Genomic DNA, 13,612 nt, shown 5'->3' on the forward strand with positions numbered 1-13,612 from the left:
GACGTTGACGTCACCTGTGCGCCTGGTGTGCGAGTGGGAGACCCAGTCGGAGTCGCTGCTCCAGCCGTGTGCGGCTAGCTGGGGTAGTACCTGCTCAGGCTGGACGGGTTCGTCATGGGCGACACCGGGCATCAACACCGACATGTGCACGACACCGTGAAACGGTGGCTCGCCTTGGTCGTTGCACGACTCGTAGGAGAAATTGGCCCTGGCGACCTCGGCGTGCAGAGCTGTGGTGATGTCCCGAGCGGCGGCGACGACCTGTTCGCGGGCCTGCGGGGGTGAGATCGGAGCTGTCACTTCGTCACCGCATCCGGTCAACACGAATCCGATTGCCGCTAGCTAGGGCGGCCATGACGTTCCTCGGTGAAGTCTGCACGGCTCAGGAGCGCTCGATCTCGCTGCCGACGTCGACGGGAACCACGGTGTGATCGGTGCGATGATCGAACGTGTCACGGCACTCTCCGTAGATGTCTGCTCCCACGTGGCCGCCGATTCTCCCGTTCGCCGGTATCCGCGACACCACCTCGATCAGAACGTTGACGTCACCTTTGCGCATGGTGTGTGAATGGGAGACCCAGTCGGAGTCGCTGCTCCAGCCGTGCGCGGCCAACTGCGGGAGCACCTGCTCCGGCTGGACGGGTTCGTCATGGGCGACACCGGGCATCCACAACGACATGTGCACCACACCGCGGAACGGCGGCTCGCCTTGGTCGTTGCACGACTCGTAGGAGAAATTCGCTTTCGCCACGTCGGCGTGCAGGATGGCACGGATATCGCGGGCGGCATCGATGACCTCGGCTCGCGCCTGCTCGGGCGAGATCGGAGCTGTCACTTCGTCACCGCATCCGCTCAACACGAATCCGATTGCCGCTACGCCGGCCGTGATTCTTACTAGGCTGCACACCTGCTCCATCCTTTAACGGTCAGTCGATTTTTCGGCGTCATCCACTACCCGCCGGGTGTGCGGTGGTAGTGGTCGTTGTGCGGTTCGCGGCTGCCCTCCGGCTCCGTGATGTGCTGCGAGCCCGGTCCCCGAGGCTGGGCCAGCATGCCGTCACGCCCGAGCGCATCCCCGTGGCCGGACGCTATGTCGGCCATGCTGAACAGCGACTCCGAACCGGGATCGAAGTAGTGGGAGTGCTCGTAGAACGGGTTGATGTGCTGGCCGGGCACTTCGGCTTTGAACCGGACCGCACCGTAGTTGTCCATGGTGGGGTCCGACCCGAGGCCGATGCTGCCGAACGGTGTTCGCAACGTGTCCGCGCCGAACCAGCTGACCCCGTCCTGGCTGGCGGCACCGACGTAGACGTGCCCGCCGGGTGAGAGGTTGAAATCGGCGGCCGAGTAGGCCCGGTCGGTTCCGGGTGAGCCGATCAACACGACGTCGTCGGCGTGCATCCCGTAGGCCGCGGCCGCATCGGCCACCGTGGTGGACCCGTAGGAGTGCCCCACCACCGTCATATGCGCGGGTGGGCCCTGATGGGTGACCGCCAGCGAATTGACGTCGCCGGCCAGCGCCTGGCCACCGGTGCGCGCCATGTTCGGCTCGAAAAGGCCGGGGTCGTGCCAGGTATCCGGCGCATCGTAGCCGACCCACAACACCACCGCGGTGTCGTGACCCCAGTCGGCCGCATTGGCCTCGTGATAGAGGTTTGCCGCATCCGGGTTCACCAGCGTGCCCTGCTGGACACCGGATCCGAGCCCTTTGACCACCACCGTGGTGTTGGCCGCTTTGTCCGGGTTGCCCATTGCGATCGCCGCCGCCCCGTCGCCGTTGAACGCCTCCGGCCGATACCGCCACAAGAACACATCGGGATTATTCCTCGCTTCGTCTTCCGCAGTCGCGGCCTTCTCCAAGCCGTCCCAGGTGTTGCGTGCGTTGCTGTACCGGAGCATGTCGGTCGCCGAGAGGCCGTACCTGCCCGGGTTCGCCAGCACGTCGTCGACCGGGACGTCCTGCAGATTCGCGATGTCGGTGATCCGGCTCAGGTCGTCGTTCATCACCGCCCGGTTTATCTCGCTGGTGACATCGACCGGGATGCCGGGCAGGTTGCCCAAATCCTCGGAGTGCTGGGCGATCAGCTGCGAGCGTTGTTCGGGGCCGAGCGAATTCCACCAGTTGAGCACCGTCTGCGAGTCGGTGCCGGCCGGCGGGATGGGCAACATCGGCTCGCCGAGCAGCGGCGGGGGCTGATCAAGAACTTTGACCAGCCCCGGGTCATAGCCGTCACTGCGCAGCTTGCGCTCGGCGCGCTGCAGTTCGCCGCTGTAGCCGTCGCGGATGTGTTTGAGCTGCTGCAACGTCGCCCGGGTGTCATCGACTGCTTCGGTGGCCAGCGCGTCGATGGCCTTGTCGATCTGGGCTCGTTCCTCAGCGGTCGGGCTCTGGTCGCGTTCTAGGTCGTGAAAAGCAGTGATGCCGGCATCTATCTGCTCCAGGTTGTCGTCGAGGGTGGCGATGTAGCCGCCCGAGGACCGTTGTGCTTCGGCCAGTGCTGCGGCGATGGTCTCCAGATCGGCGGCGATGTCGGGAAGCCGTTCTGTTTGCACACCCAGCGAGGTGACCGCCAGCTGCACCTGGGCCGAGTCGTTGATCGGGTGCTCGCCGTTGTCCCGGTTCCACGCGGCCTCAAAGCGGTGGCGGGCATCGGTGAAGGTGGTCTCGGCCTGCCCGACCGATTGCCCGGCGTCGTGGTAGGCCTGCGCCAGGTTGTCGATCTGCGCCGGCCGACCATGTTGGAGCGCGGCATTGATCGCCCACGGATCACCACCGGCGGCCTCGGCCAACCCGGGGATGGTGAAGTTGTCTAGGTGCATCCCGCCTCACGTTCCACTGCGTGCATCGCCTCGGCGTTCCGGGCCTCCATCGCGGTGAAATCGGTTGCGGCCTGGTGCGCGTTGTCGCCGATCCGGCTGAGGATCTGCTGGTGCAGGCCGAGGGTCTCGACGTGTCGCTCGTGGGCCTCGGTCAGCGTCGCGTGGAACGCATGAGCCACGTCGAAGTCGCCGAACATGCCCGCTGTGACCGGCGCCCCGGCCAGGTGATCCGCGCCGGTCTGCGCGTGTTCACCGGCCCGCGCCGAGTGGTCGGCCCCGGAGTGCAGCTCTGCTCTGTCGACGAACATTGTCGGTTCCTTCCGCCGCGGCACGACCGGGTCGGTGTTTGGCCCAGGAATTTTAGCGGCCGCACCGGCACGGGGGTAGTCACCCGCCCGCCGACGGAACGCCGCAGGTGGCCCGGTGCCCGCGTCGCCGAGATCGGCGCCTGGCTGCCCGCTGGTGACAGTCGACTGATCCACCGGGTCAGCGTCGGTACGGGTATTACTGTACCCAGTGGAAGCCGCGGTTGCGCAGGGTGAAGCTGTCCAGATCGACCGGCTCCAAGGTGATGGTCACCGGGTGCCCATTCACCTGCCCGTCGAGCCGCAACCGGCCGGCGGGGTTGCGGTCGTCTTGGAATTTGGCCAGCACGACATCCCGCGGCTGCTGTCGGTACAAGGTGACGGCGTGGGCGGCGGTGTCGGTCTTCGCCGGCACATACACCAGCGAGCCGTCCATGAACTGGATGGTCGCGATGTCGGGGACGTCGAAAACGAGCCGCTGCCACCGGTCTTCATCGGTGGTCAGCGGGGACGGCGGGACGTTGTCTCGGGTGAACTCGGTCACCGACCAGATGCCGTACAGCTCCGGTTTCGTCCGGCCGCCGCCGTAGGTGTTCCACAGCTGCCAACCGGCCAGCACCTCGCTGAGTAGCACCCAGATACCCGGCGCGACCTGAGCCGCGGTCGCAATCCGATCGGCCCGACGGCCGCTGAACAGCGGCGGCTGGCTGGCCGGCTCCGCCGGTCGTTCCAGCACCAGCACGTTCGCCAACCGCCGCGCTTGCGGTGCGAGCAGGTACACGCTCATCAGCAGCAGATGAAACGACAGGATCTTGACCGGCACGTCGTAGGTCATGTTGATCGCGAACAGATAGCCGGTGGCGGCCAGGCTGAGCAGCGCCCCGAGCGTCGCGGTGCGGGGCAGGAAGAGCAGCAACCCGGCGACCAGCTCCACACCGCCGGCAAGCATCTCGCCCTGTCTGCTGACCGCCGATCCATGGGTGTGGAAGTCGCCGGGGCCGCCCCAGCCATGCTGGTGCAGCGTCTCCACCATGTGCTGGATCTCGGCCTGTGAGCCTTCGCGCCACCCCCCGGAACGGCGCCTCGGCTTGGTCGTTACACGACTGCCGGGAGAAGAGCGCGGACACACCGCGCAGGCCGAGGGTCTGCACGATGTCTCGGATGAAGCACTCCTTCACTGAGATTGCGCACCAGGTCACACGACGGGCAGCTGGAGACCGCGGCGATGAGAAACCCGGCGACGGCCAGTCGCCGCAACAGCACACCGAGGCGCACTCGGGCGTGCTGCAGCGTCATTTGAGTTCGTCGGCGGGGATCGGCTCGGGCATGGTGTTTTTCCGAGTGGTCATGTCGCGACACTCACCGTAAATATCGATAGAACCACTGCCGGTCTGGACCGGTGAGTAGAAGCGAAATACCGCGGTGACACCGTTTCTGCTGACCGCTGATGAGTGGGTGTGGAAGTCGCCGGGACCACCCCAGCCGTGCTGGTGCAACGTCTGCACCATCTGCCTGATCTCAGCGTCCGACTCCGCCAGCGTCATCGCGTGGTTGTAGTCGAGTCGCACCACCCCCCGGAGTCATCCGCCCGTTGGCCCGTAGACTGGGTTACGTCACCTACGCCCAGCCCTGGGAGCAGCCAGAATCGTGACCGACCAGCACACGGGAGACTCGGCGGAACCCGAGAACCCGCCCCGTGAGGAGTGCGGCGTCTTCGGTGTCTGGGCACCCGGCGAAGAGGTGGCCAAGCTCACCTACTACGGCCTGTACGCGCTGCAGCACCGCGGCCAGGAGGCCGCCGGGATCGCCGTCGCCGACGGGTCGCAGGTGCTGGTGTTCAAGGATCTCGGCCTGGTCAGCCAGGTGTTCGAGGAACAGACGCTGACCGCGATGCCGGGCCACGTCGCAATCGGGCACTGCCGCTACTCCACCACCGGCGACACCACCTGGGAGAATGCCCAGCCGGTGTTCCGCACCACCGCGGCCGGCACCGGGGTGGCGCTGGGGCACAACGGCAACCTGGTGAACACCGCCGAGCTGGCCGGCCGGGCTCGCGAGCTGGGCTTGATCGATCCGCGCCGCCCCGGCGCCGCGACGACGGACTCCGAGATCCTGGGCGCGCTGATGGCGCACGGTGCGGCCGACACCAGCCTGGAGCAGGCGGCGCTCGAGCTGCTGCCGGCGGCACGCGGCGCGTTCTGCCTGGCGTTCATGGACGAGAACACCCTGTATGCGGCCCGCGACCCGTGGGGGGTGCGGCCGTTGTCGCTGGGCCGGCTGGACCGTGGCTGGGTGGTGGCGTCGGAGACCGCGGCGCTGGACATCGTCGGCGCCTCGTTCGTCCGGGACATCGAGCCCGGCGAGCTGCTGGCGATCGACGCCGACGGGGTGCGTTCGTCCCGGTTCGCCAATCCCACCCCGAAGGGCTGCGTCTTCGAATACGTCTACCTGGCCCGCCCGGACAGCACTCTGGTCGGCCGGTCGGTGCACGCCGCCCGGGTGGAGATCGGCCGTCGGCTGGCCCGCGCGCACCCGGTCGACGCCGACCTGGTGATCGGCGTGCCCGAGTCCGGCACCCCGGCAGCGGTCGGCTACGCCCAAGAGTCCGGCATCGACTACGGCCAGGGGCTGACCAAGAACGCCTACGTCGGGCGCACCTTCATCCAGCCGTCGCAGACCATCCGCCAGCTGGGGATCCGGCTCAAGCTCAATCCGCTCAAGGAGGTCATCCGCGGTAAGCGGCTGATCGTGGTAGACGACTCGATCGTGCGCGGCAACACCCAGCGTGCCCTGGTGCGGATGCTGCGCGAGGCCGGGGCGGTCGAGGTGCACGTGCGGATCGCCTCCCCGCCGGTGAAATGGCCGTGTTTCTACGGCATCGACTTCCCGTCACCGGCCGAGTTGATCGCCAACGTCGTCGAGGACGAAGACGAGATGCTGGAGGCGGTCCGGCGCACCATCGGCGCCGACAGCCTGGGCTACGCCTCGCTGCGGGACATGATCGCCGCCACCGAGCAGCCGGCCTCGCGGCTGTGCACCGCGTGCTTCGACGGCAGCTACCCGATCGCCCTGCCCGAGGACAATGCGCTGGGCAAGAACGTGGTCGAGCAGATGCTGACCAACACCGCGCGGCAGGCCCAGAGCGACGCGCAGACCGCCGCCGACACCGCGGCGCGCCGGCCCTAATAGTTAGCTAGCGACCAGGGGGCGCTAGCCGAAAGCAGCGCAATCGGCGACCGCGGTCCGTAAAGCGCCCAGCTGGGGCGCTCCTCATTCCCACCGGAACGGGCGGTCGAGCTCCACGGTTCGCTCCGCTTTCGGGTACCAGCCCTGCGGGGCATATTGGCTGGTGTGCAAATAGCATTGCACTCGTACGTCGCGGCTGCCGGGGGTGAAGGTGAGCAGACGGCTGATCGGCAGCGTAGTCAACGGCACGTGATGGCGGCTCAACGCGGCGACGTTGAGGAACCAGGTGCCCCAGCGGCGCTCGATGTGGGTCTTGCCGCCGAAGGAGTCGTCGGGATTGGTATGGGTGTGACCGGCCAGCCACATCTGCACCCGACCGGGACGAGCGGCCAGGAAGCGCTCGAATGCACCCGAATCCGGTTTGCTGTCAACCCAGTACAGAAATGACGCACCTTGCGGGGTGCCCTGCTCGAAGGGCCGATGATAGTGCTCCACCAAGTCTCCCGCTGCGTCCTTGCGCACACCTTCCCACTCACCGGAAGCCACGGTGGTGTCTTTCAGCACGTAATGGTGGACGGCGATGACGACGGCCTCGGCATTGTCGTCGACCATCGCGGTGAACCAGTTGAATGTCTCACCGCTGACCACACCGCCCGGGTTGCCGCCGAGTGGTCCGCGCCCGATGGACTGGGTGGGTTCGTTGCGGTCGCTCATCATCAAAAACAGCAGATTGCCGACCCGAAACGCATATCGCTCCCAGGTGCCCTCGACCGGATAGCGCCGCAGCGCGGGATCAACCCCGGAGAACTCGGTGTGCTCACCGAGCGGATCGACCCATTTCTGCCACCACCAGCCGTCGGGTTCCGCGAGGCCGCTGCGGTCGTGGTTTCCGGACACGCTGTAGACGTCTTCGCGGCGGTGCGGGGCATGCAGGGCGGAGAACTGTCTGCGCACCTCGCGGCCCTCGGGGTCGGCGGGCAGGCTGTGTTGAGCGCCCGACATGTCACCGACGTCGACGGCGACGTCCCACCAGAACGGTGGTCCCCCCTCGGAGCCGCCGAATTCGGATTGCGTGATCGCCTCGGCGAGGCTGCTTCTGCCGAAACGCTTATCCGTTCCGACATGGGCGTCCCCGAACGCCCAGAGCCGAAATGGCTGGGCCGGCGAATCAGCGGCCATCGGATCGCTGCCCTCCGCTGCGGCAGGCCACGGTGAGTGCGATCAACAGCAGCAGCGGGATCGCCGCGGGGATCAGCACGTCGCCGAGTGTGAGCTGCCCCTGGCTTTGCCCGCCCGTCAGGGCTGCGCCGATAGCGGTCATGGCGACGAAGCCAGCCAGCACCACACCTAACAGCGCTGCGGCGCGAACGGTCATCGACGATTTTCGGTGACCGGTCGGCATGCTGGGTTGCGCGCCCGGGCCGTGCGGGGTGGTCAGCCAGCTGGCGTCTCGATACACCAGCCGGGCGGTCACCAGCATCGCGGTCACCGTCGCCGCGGTGAACAGCCACCCGCTTAGCGCCAGCTGGATACCGCCGCTGAGAATGTGACCGCTGGTGCACCCGCCGGCCATCCGGGCGCCGAACAGCACCAGAAACGACCCGCCGAAGCACCCGATCGCGCGTTTCGCCGCGCTCGGGCCGAACCGGTTGCGCCACGTCGGCGGGACGACCGGGCCAAAGGCGGTGAAGCGCCGGCTGATGAACAGCGCACAGATAAGCCCCCCGAAGAAGACCCCGACGTCGGTGAACGGCTCCCACCCGATGCTGGTGAACACCTTTGCGCTGTAGGCGAAGTCAGGCATCACCAGGTGCCCGACAAGCCAGGAGTACGTCGTGGACTGACCGAAGATCTGATGCAGGAAGATCGCGAGGACCGCGACGACGGCGATTGCGACCCCGACGGCGCTGATGGTTCGCGCGTAAAAGTTCGCGGTGGGCACCTCGCGCGTCGTCAGGCGCTGATACCAGGTGGGGACGGGTGAACCCGTCGGATCCACCGCCCCTTCGGCGAGGTAGTTTGCGGTGTCGCGCATGAACGCCCGGTCGTGCTCGTCTAGCGGGCAGTTCCGCAGATGCCGAAAACAACTGTGCTTGCCGCCCTGGTACCGGGGCAGGAAGTACAGCAGTGTCAGGGCCACCGCCGCATAGCCGACGGCGACGACGAACGTCGGTATCGGGTGAACGTGCGCGATGTCGCCGGTGACCACCAGATCCCCGAAGTTCGCCGCGCTGACGAGCCAGCGTCCGGCGGGCATCTGGTAGACGACGGTCCATGCGGCGGCGCCGAGCAGGCCGCCCGGAATCGCATAGAGCACGTCGCGGCGGCCTTCGCCGAGGGCGATCCATTCGCTGCCGGGAAAGTAGCCGCTGATGGCCACACCCACGCCGAATAGCAGTCCCCCCAATGTCACCCCGTAGACGTAGAGCGGCTTGGGCGAGAAATGCATGGCGAACCCCAGTGCGTAGAGCCCGTAGAGCATGACCGCGCCGATCGCCGTGACGGACGCGAAACACCCGATGAGCAGCCGGTCGACGAGCCGCGCGGCTCGTATGACGGTCTCGGGGTTGCCGATTCCCCACAACGCGGCGGGAATACCGAACGCGGCGCCGATCAAAAAGCCCACCCAAAGCGGGGCGTTGACTTCCACCATGGTGCTCCAGTGCGGGCGTAGGCGGCGGTTGGCTCCAGCGTAGCGAACCGGTCGCTGCCGGCGCCCGAATCCCCCGGCGCGAATGGCTAGAATGCGGCGATGACCGATCACCGCGGTGACCGGGGCCGGTGGTGAGTGCCGCGGTCGCGACGACGCTGAGCGCCGGCCGCGTCGCCGCGTCGGCGCCGTTGGGTTTTTTGATCGGCCTGTCGCTGGGCGCCCTGGGGGGCGGTGGTTCGATCCTGGCGGTGCCGGCGCTGGTCTACGGGGCAGGCCAGGCGGCACATGCGGCGACGACGACCTCGCTGGTTGTGGTCGGCACATCGGCACTGGCCGGGATTTTCGGGCACCTGTTCGCCGGACGGGTGCGACTCATCTCGGGCCTGACGTTCGGGCTGGTCGGCATCGGCGGATCGTTTCTCGGTTCGGCGCTGAGCCGAGCGATCCCCAATGACGTGCTGCTGATCGCCTTCTCGGGTTTGATTCTGCTGGCCGCGTGGCGCATGCATGCCCGAAGCAACGAGGCGCCGTGCCACGCCAAGCAGCACATGTCCGCAAAAACCATCGCGCGGAGGCCGGGAGAAACTGCGCCGGATCCGGGCGGCACGACGAAAGCGCTCGATCGCACCGCGATGGCCACCGCCGTGCGGGTGGTGATCGCCGGAACCGTGGTGGGGTTCCTCACCGGGTTCTTCGGTGTGGGTGGTGGCTTCGTCGTCGTGCCCGCCCTGGTCCTTGCCCTGGGCTACGAGATGCCGGTCGCCGTCGGCACCTCGCTGCTGGTGATCGCCATCAGCTCGGCCGAAGGGTTGCTGTTCCGCCTCTCCGGCGGCGACGTCGACTGGGCGGTGGCGATACCGTTCACCGCGGCCGCGATCGCCGGTGTACTCCTCGGCGACCGGATCGCCACCAAGGTACCCGCGGCGCGGCTCACCACCTGGTTCGTCTGGCTCATGGTGGCGGTCGCCGCGTTCACCGCAACCGAGTCCCTGGTATCGCTGACGCGATCGCCCCCTGGCCCAGCTAGCTAGCCTGTCGCTGTCGATAACCGTCACCGCCGGCGAAGGGCGACCGGTAGATTTGACCGCGATGACGCAGCACGCAGCAGAACCGAGTTCCCCGGGTATCACCTACGCGTCGGCGGGCGTGGACATCGAGGCCGGTGACCGTGCCGTCGACCTATTCAAGCCGCTGGCCGGCAAAGCCAGCAGACCCGAGGTGCGCGGCGGGCTCGGCGGGTTCGCCGGACTTTTCGCGCTGCGCAACGGCTACCGGGAGCCGCTGCTGGCCTGCTCCACCGACGGGGTGGGCACCAAGCTGGCGATCGCCCAGGCGATGGAGAAGCACGACACCATCGGCTTGGACCTGGTGGCGATGGTCGTCGACGACCTGGTGGTGTGCGGCGCCGAGCCGCTGTTCCTGCAGGACTACATCGCCGTCGGCCGGGTGGTTCCGGAACGGGTCAGCGCGATCGTGGCCGGTATCGCCGACGGCTGCGTGCGGGCGGGTTGCGCGCTGCTCGGCGGTGAGACGGCCGAACATCCGGGCCTGATGGAGGCCGACCACTACGACGTCTCGGCGACCGGCGTCGGCGTGGTGGAGGCCGACGACGTGCTCGGTCCGGAGCGGGTCAAGCCGGGAGACGTGCTGATCGCGATGGGCTCCTCGGGGCTGCACTCCAACGGCTACTCGCTGGCCCGCGCGGTGCTGCTGGACATCGACCGGATGAACCTGGGCGGTCATGTCGAAGAGTTCGGTCGCACCCTCGGCGAGGAGCTGCTCGAGCCCACCCGGATCTACGCCAAGGACTGCCTGGCGCTGGCGGCCGAGACCCAGGTGCGGACGTTCTGCCACGTGACCGGCGGCGGGCTGGCCGGCAACCTGCAGCGGGTCATCCCGCACGGGCTGGTCGCCGAGGTGGACCGCGGCACCTGGACGCCGGCACCGGTGTTCGCCATGATCGCCCAGCGGGGCCGGGTGAGCCGATCCGAGATGGAGAAGACGTTCAACCTCGGCGTCGGCATGGTCGCGGTCGTCGCACCCGAGGACACCGACCGGGCGCTGGCCATCCTGACCGCGCGTCACCTGGATTGCTGGACGCTGGGGACGGTCGCCAAGTGCGGGAAGAGTCGGATGCGGGTCAAGCTGGTCGGGCAGCACCCCAGGTTCTAGCGGTCCCGGGCCGGCTCAGCGCCGCCAGTCGTCCTCGCCGGAGACGCGGTCGTCGCCGTCCAGCGAGTCGGATTCACCGGAGCCGGACAGCTCACGCTGGAGTCGCTCGAAGTCCGTCTGCGGGGAGCTGTACTTGAGTTCTCGAGCAACCTTGGTCTGTTTCGCCTTAGCCCGGCCGCGGCCCATTGGGGGAACCCCCTCGCGCAATAACGGAGCGGCCCGCGAGCAGGCGGCTCCGATCTGTGAGTGTCGTTATTGTCCTGGCGACAGTTTACCGTGCCGCTCGGGCGCCCGCTGAGCTGACCTGCTCAACCGCTGGTGCCGCGCAGCCGGTCGATCGCCACCCGGCCGGCGCCGCGCGTGTCCGGCGGCGGCAGCGAATCGGCGTCGACGACCGCGGCGACCTCGCCCTGGTCCCCGGTGACCAGGGAGGTGTCCGCGGGCAGTCCCCGTTTGACCAGCGCCAGCCCGATCGGTCCCAGCTCGACGTGGTCGACGACGGTGCCGAGGCGCCCGACCGGCCGGGTGCCGGCCAGCACCGGATCTCCGGTCGACGGGCGGTCCACCGACCCGTCCAGGTGCAGCAGCACCAGCATCCGGGGCGGCTTGCCCAGGTTGTGCACCCGGGCGACGGTCTCCTGGCCGCGATAGCAACCCTTGTCCAGGTGCACCGCGCCGACTCCCGGGCCGCCGATCCAGCCGACTTCCTGCGGGATGGTGCGGTCGTCGACGTCGGCGCCGAGGCGTGGCCGGCGGGCCGCGACCCGATGGGCCTCATGGGCCCAGATCCCGGCCGGTCGCACCCCGGCCTGGGTCAGCCGGCGCTGCCGGTCGGCCGACTCCGCTCGCGGCACCAGCACGTCCAGTTCGATCTGCGCCATGGCGGCCCCCGGCTCGCGACGCACGAAGCCACCGGCCGAGTCCGGGATCGGCACCGCGGTCGCCGCGGTCGGCAGCGCGTCGATCCCGCCCAGCGCCTTGAGCACCGCCGCCTCGGCCAGGCGCGGGCCGCGCAGCGACAGCACCGCCATGTCGGCGGCGGCCATGGTCACGTCGGCCCAGAACACCATCGTGCGCAGATAGTCCAGCAGCGCCTCGCCGCGCCACGGTTCGGTGTCGATGTAGGTGAGCTCGCCCAGGTCGGTCTGCAGCCAATGGTCGGTGACGTGACCCTTGCCGTCCAGGATGAGGTTCTGGGTGCAGGCGCCGTCGGGCAGCTCGCTGACGTGTTGCGTGCAGACGGTGTGCAGCCAGCTCTGCCGGGCCGGACCGCCGAGGGTGATCACCGCCCGGTGTGAGCGGTCCACCAGCACCGCATCGGTTTCCGCGGCGCGTTGTTCGCCGAACGGGTCGCCGTAGTGCCAGATTGCGCCGGCGTCCAGCCCGTTTTCCGGCGCGGGAACTGCGGACACAGGTCAACTCTACGGAGCCATTACGCTCGGGGTCCATGACCGCGTCAACCGAGGTGACCATCGTCACGCTGGACGGCGGGCTGGTTGCGCCGGGAAGCCCGCTGCTTTACGCCGACGACCTGGCCGCGCTCCGCGGTGACGGTGTCTTCGAGACGGTGTTGGTCCGCGGCGGGGTGGCCTGCAAGCTCGAGGCGCACCTGCACCGGCTGACGAACTCCGCGGCGCTGATGAGTCTGCCCGAACCGGCGCCGACGGTGTGGCGCAGCGCCGTCGACGTGGCGGTGCGGCACTGGACGGCCGGCAACGCCGACGAGGGTGCGCTGCGGCTGGTCTACAGCCGCGGGCGGGAAAGCGGGTCGCCGCCCACCGGATACGTGATGATCAGCCCGCTCAACGACCGGGTCGCCGTCGCCCGCCGCGACGGGGTGGCGGCGCTGATGCTGGACCGGGGACTGCCGGCCACCGGCGGCGAGACCATGCCGTGGCTGCTGCTCGGAGCCAAGACGCTGTCCTATGCGGTGAACATGGCCGCGCTGCGGCACGCCGCCCGGCTCGGCGCCGACGAGGTCATCTTCGTCAGCTCGGACGGCTATATCCTGGAGGGTCCCCGCTCGACGGTGGTGGTCGCCGACGCCGCCGACCGCAGACGGCTGCGCACGCCGCCGCCGTCGCACGGCATCCTGCACGGCACCACCCAGCAGGCGCTCTTCGCAGAAGCACAGCGGCGCGGCTACCGCTGCGCGTACCAGCCACTGCGCCCCGCCGATCTGGTGGCCGCCCAAGACATCTGGCTGGTATCCAGCATCACCCTCGCCGCCCGGGTGCACACCCTGGACGGCCAGCCGCGGCCACCCGGCGCGCTGGCCGCCGAGTTCGCCGGGCTGGTCGACGCGGCCGTCCGCGCCGGGTAGCGTCCGCCGTACACAAGAGAGGAGGTGGTCCGCGAAATTGAGTACGTCATGGACAGGTGAGCCCCCAGTTCCGTTCCCGGGACGCCTCGCAGGCGTGAAAATGGTGTCGGGTCGCCTGCCGACGCCGACGTTTCCTTGGGACCTGTGAGCCCG

Annotated in this window: 13 protein-coding genes and 1 pseudogene; 4 read left to right on the plus strand and 10 right to left on the minus strand. The window is 68.5% G+C overall.

What is annotated here, in order from left to right; translation table 11 throughout:
- The 6 genes and pseudogenes from AC2VNT_RS10865 to AC2VNT_RS10890 all read right to left on the minus strand — a co-directional run.
- Window positions 1-300: pseudogene (locus AC2VNT_RS10865) on the minus strand (hypothetical protein); the annotation flags it as partial.
- Between the two features lie 82 nt (window positions 301-382).
- On the minus strand, window positions 383-835 hold the full coding sequence (locus tag AC2VNT_RS10870; RefSeq protein WP_486946862.1) for a hypothetical protein: 453 nt from the start codon (window positions 833-835) through the stop codon (window positions 383-385).
- Between the two features lie 116 nt (window positions 836-951).
- A complete protein-coding gene (locus tag AC2VNT_RS10875; RefSeq protein WP_486946863.1) occupies window positions 952-2,820 on the minus strand; it encodes a putative alpha/beta hydrolase in 1,869 nt (622 codons plus the stop codon).
- The gene (locus AC2VNT_RS10880) at window positions 2,811-3,128 is read right to left on the minus strand and encodes a DUF2563 family protein (protein ID WP_486946864.1); all 318 of its coding nucleotides are present in this window, start codon (window positions 3,126-3,128) and stop codon (window positions 2,811-2,813) included. The genes AC2VNT_RS10875 and AC2VNT_RS10880 overlap by 10 nt, the downstream gene beginning before the upstream one ends.
- 196 nt (window positions 3,129-3,324) lie before the next feature.
- Window positions 3,325-4,158: a hypothetical protein gene (locus tag AC2VNT_RS10885; protein WP_486946865.1), complete on the minus strand. Its 834-nt coding sequence runs from the start codon at window positions 4,156-4,158 to the stop codon at window positions 3,325-3,327.
- A 259-nt stretch (window positions 4,159-4,417) separates the two neighbouring features.
- Window positions 4,418-4,669, minus strand: coding sequence for a hypothetical protein (locus tag AC2VNT_RS10890; RefSeq protein WP_486946866.1), 252 nt, complete (start codon window positions 4,667-4,669; stop codon window positions 4,418-4,420).
- A 103-nt stretch (window positions 4,670-4,772) separates the two neighbouring features.
- On the opposite strand from AC2VNT_RS10890, the gene purF reads away from it, so the two are divergent.
- Complete coding sequence (gene purF / locus AC2VNT_RS10895) at window positions 4,773-6,311, plus strand: amidophosphoribosyltransferase (protein ID WP_486946867.1); 1,539 nt, start codon at window positions 4,773-4,775, stop codon at window positions 6,309-6,311.
- An 84-nt stretch (window positions 6,312-6,395) separates the two neighbouring features.
- Here purF and AC2VNT_RS10900 read toward each other — a convergent pair whose 3' ends face one another.
- Together AC2VNT_RS10900 and AC2VNT_RS10905 are read right to left on the minus strand one after the other, a co-directional pair.
- Window positions 6,396-7,490 carry a metallophosphoesterase gene (locus tag AC2VNT_RS10900; protein WP_486946868.1) on the minus strand — a complete coding sequence of 365 codons (1,095 nt, stop codon included), beginning with the start codon at window positions 7,488-7,490 and terminating at the stop codon, window positions 6,396-6,398.
- Window positions 7,480-9,075 (minus strand): YeeE/YedE thiosulfate transporter family protein, encoded by a 1,596-nt coding sequence (locus AC2VNT_RS10905; RefSeq protein ID WP_486946869.1) that lies wholly within the window; start codon window positions 9,073-9,075, stop codon window positions 7,480-7,482. Before AC2VNT_RS10905 ends, AC2VNT_RS10900 begins: the two co-directional genes overlap by 11 nt.
- 20 nt (window positions 9,076-9,095) lie before the next feature.
- Between AC2VNT_RS10905 and AC2VNT_RS10910 the strand changes: the two genes are divergently transcribed.
- Both AC2VNT_RS10910 and purM read left to right on the plus strand, forming a co-directional pair.
- The gene (locus tag AC2VNT_RS10910) at window positions 9,096-9,995 is read left to right on the plus strand and encodes a sulfite exporter TauE/SafE family protein (RefSeq protein WP_486946870.1); all 900 of its coding nucleotides are present in this window, start codon (window positions 9,096-9,098) and stop codon (window positions 9,993-9,995) included.
- Between the two features lie 58 nt (window positions 9,996-10,053).
- The gene (gene purM / locus AC2VNT_RS10915; protein ID WP_486946871.1) at window positions 10,054-11,136 is read left to right on the plus strand and encodes a phosphoribosylformylglycinamidine cyclo-ligase; all 1,083 of its coding nucleotides are present in this window, start codon (window positions 10,054-10,056) and stop codon (window positions 11,134-11,136) included.
- A gap of 15 nt (window positions 11,137-11,151) precedes the next feature.
- On the opposite strand, the gene AC2VNT_RS10920 is transcribed toward purM, so the two are convergent.
- A complete protein-coding gene (locus AC2VNT_RS10920; RefSeq protein ID WP_486946872.1) occupies window positions 11,152-11,322 on the minus strand; it encodes a DUF3073 domain-containing protein in 171 nt (56 codons plus the stop codon).
- Window positions 11,323-11,444: 122 nt separating this feature from the next.
- Entirely contained in the window at window positions 11,445-12,548 is a 1,104-nt protein-coding gene (ygfZ, locus tag AC2VNT_RS10925; RefSeq protein WP_486946873.1) for a CAF17-like 4Fe-4S cluster assembly/insertion protein YgfZ, read from the minus strand.
- A 35-nt stretch (window positions 12,549-12,583) separates the two neighbouring features.
- On the opposite strand from ygfZ, the gene AC2VNT_RS10930 reads away from it, so the two are divergent.
- Entirely contained in the window at window positions 12,584-13,459 is an 876-nt protein-coding gene (locus AC2VNT_RS10930; protein WP_486946874.1) for an aminodeoxychorismate lyase, read from the plus strand.
- Window positions 13,460-13,612 lie beyond the last annotated feature (153 nt).

This window comes from Mycobacterium sp. TH-M15, assembly GCF_057473705.1.

What these genes read in the sequence shown, in the direction of transcription:
- AC2VNT_RS10880 (WP_486946864.1), bottom strand. Translation starts at nt 3,128, where the DNA reads ATGTTCGTCGACAGAGCAGAGCTGCACTCCGGGGCCGACCACTCGGCG.
- AC2VNT_RS10920 (WP_486946872.1), bottom strand. Translation starts at nt 11,322, where the DNA reads ATGGGCCGCGGCCGGGCTAAGGCGAAACAGACCAAGGTTGCTCGAGAA.
- AC2VNT_RS10930 (WP_486946874.1), top strand. Translation starts at nt 12,584, where the DNA reads ATGACCGCGTCAACCGAGGTGACCATCGTCACGCTGGACGGCGGGCTG.
- AC2VNT_RS10885 (WP_486946865.1), bottom strand. Translation starts at nt 4,158, where the DNA reads ATGGTGGAGACGCTGCACCAGCATGGCTGGGGCGGCCCCGGCGACTTC.
- AC2VNT_RS10900 (WP_486946868.1), bottom strand. Translation starts at nt 7,490, where the DNA reads ATGGCCGCTGATTCGCCGGCCCAGCCATTTCGGCTCTGGGCGTTCGGG.
- purM (WP_486946871.1), top strand. Translation starts at nt 10,054, where the DNA reads ATGACGCAGCACGCAGCAGAACCGAGTTCCCCGGGTATCACCTACGCG.
- AC2VNT_RS10890 (WP_486946866.1), bottom strand. Translation starts at nt 4,669, where the DNA reads ATGACGCTGGCGGAGTCGGACGCTGAGATCAGGCAGATGGTGCAGACG.
- AC2VNT_RS10875 (WP_486946863.1), bottom strand. Translation starts at nt 2,820, where the DNA reads ATGCACCTAGACAACTTCACCATCCCCGGGTTGGCCGAGGCCGCCGGT.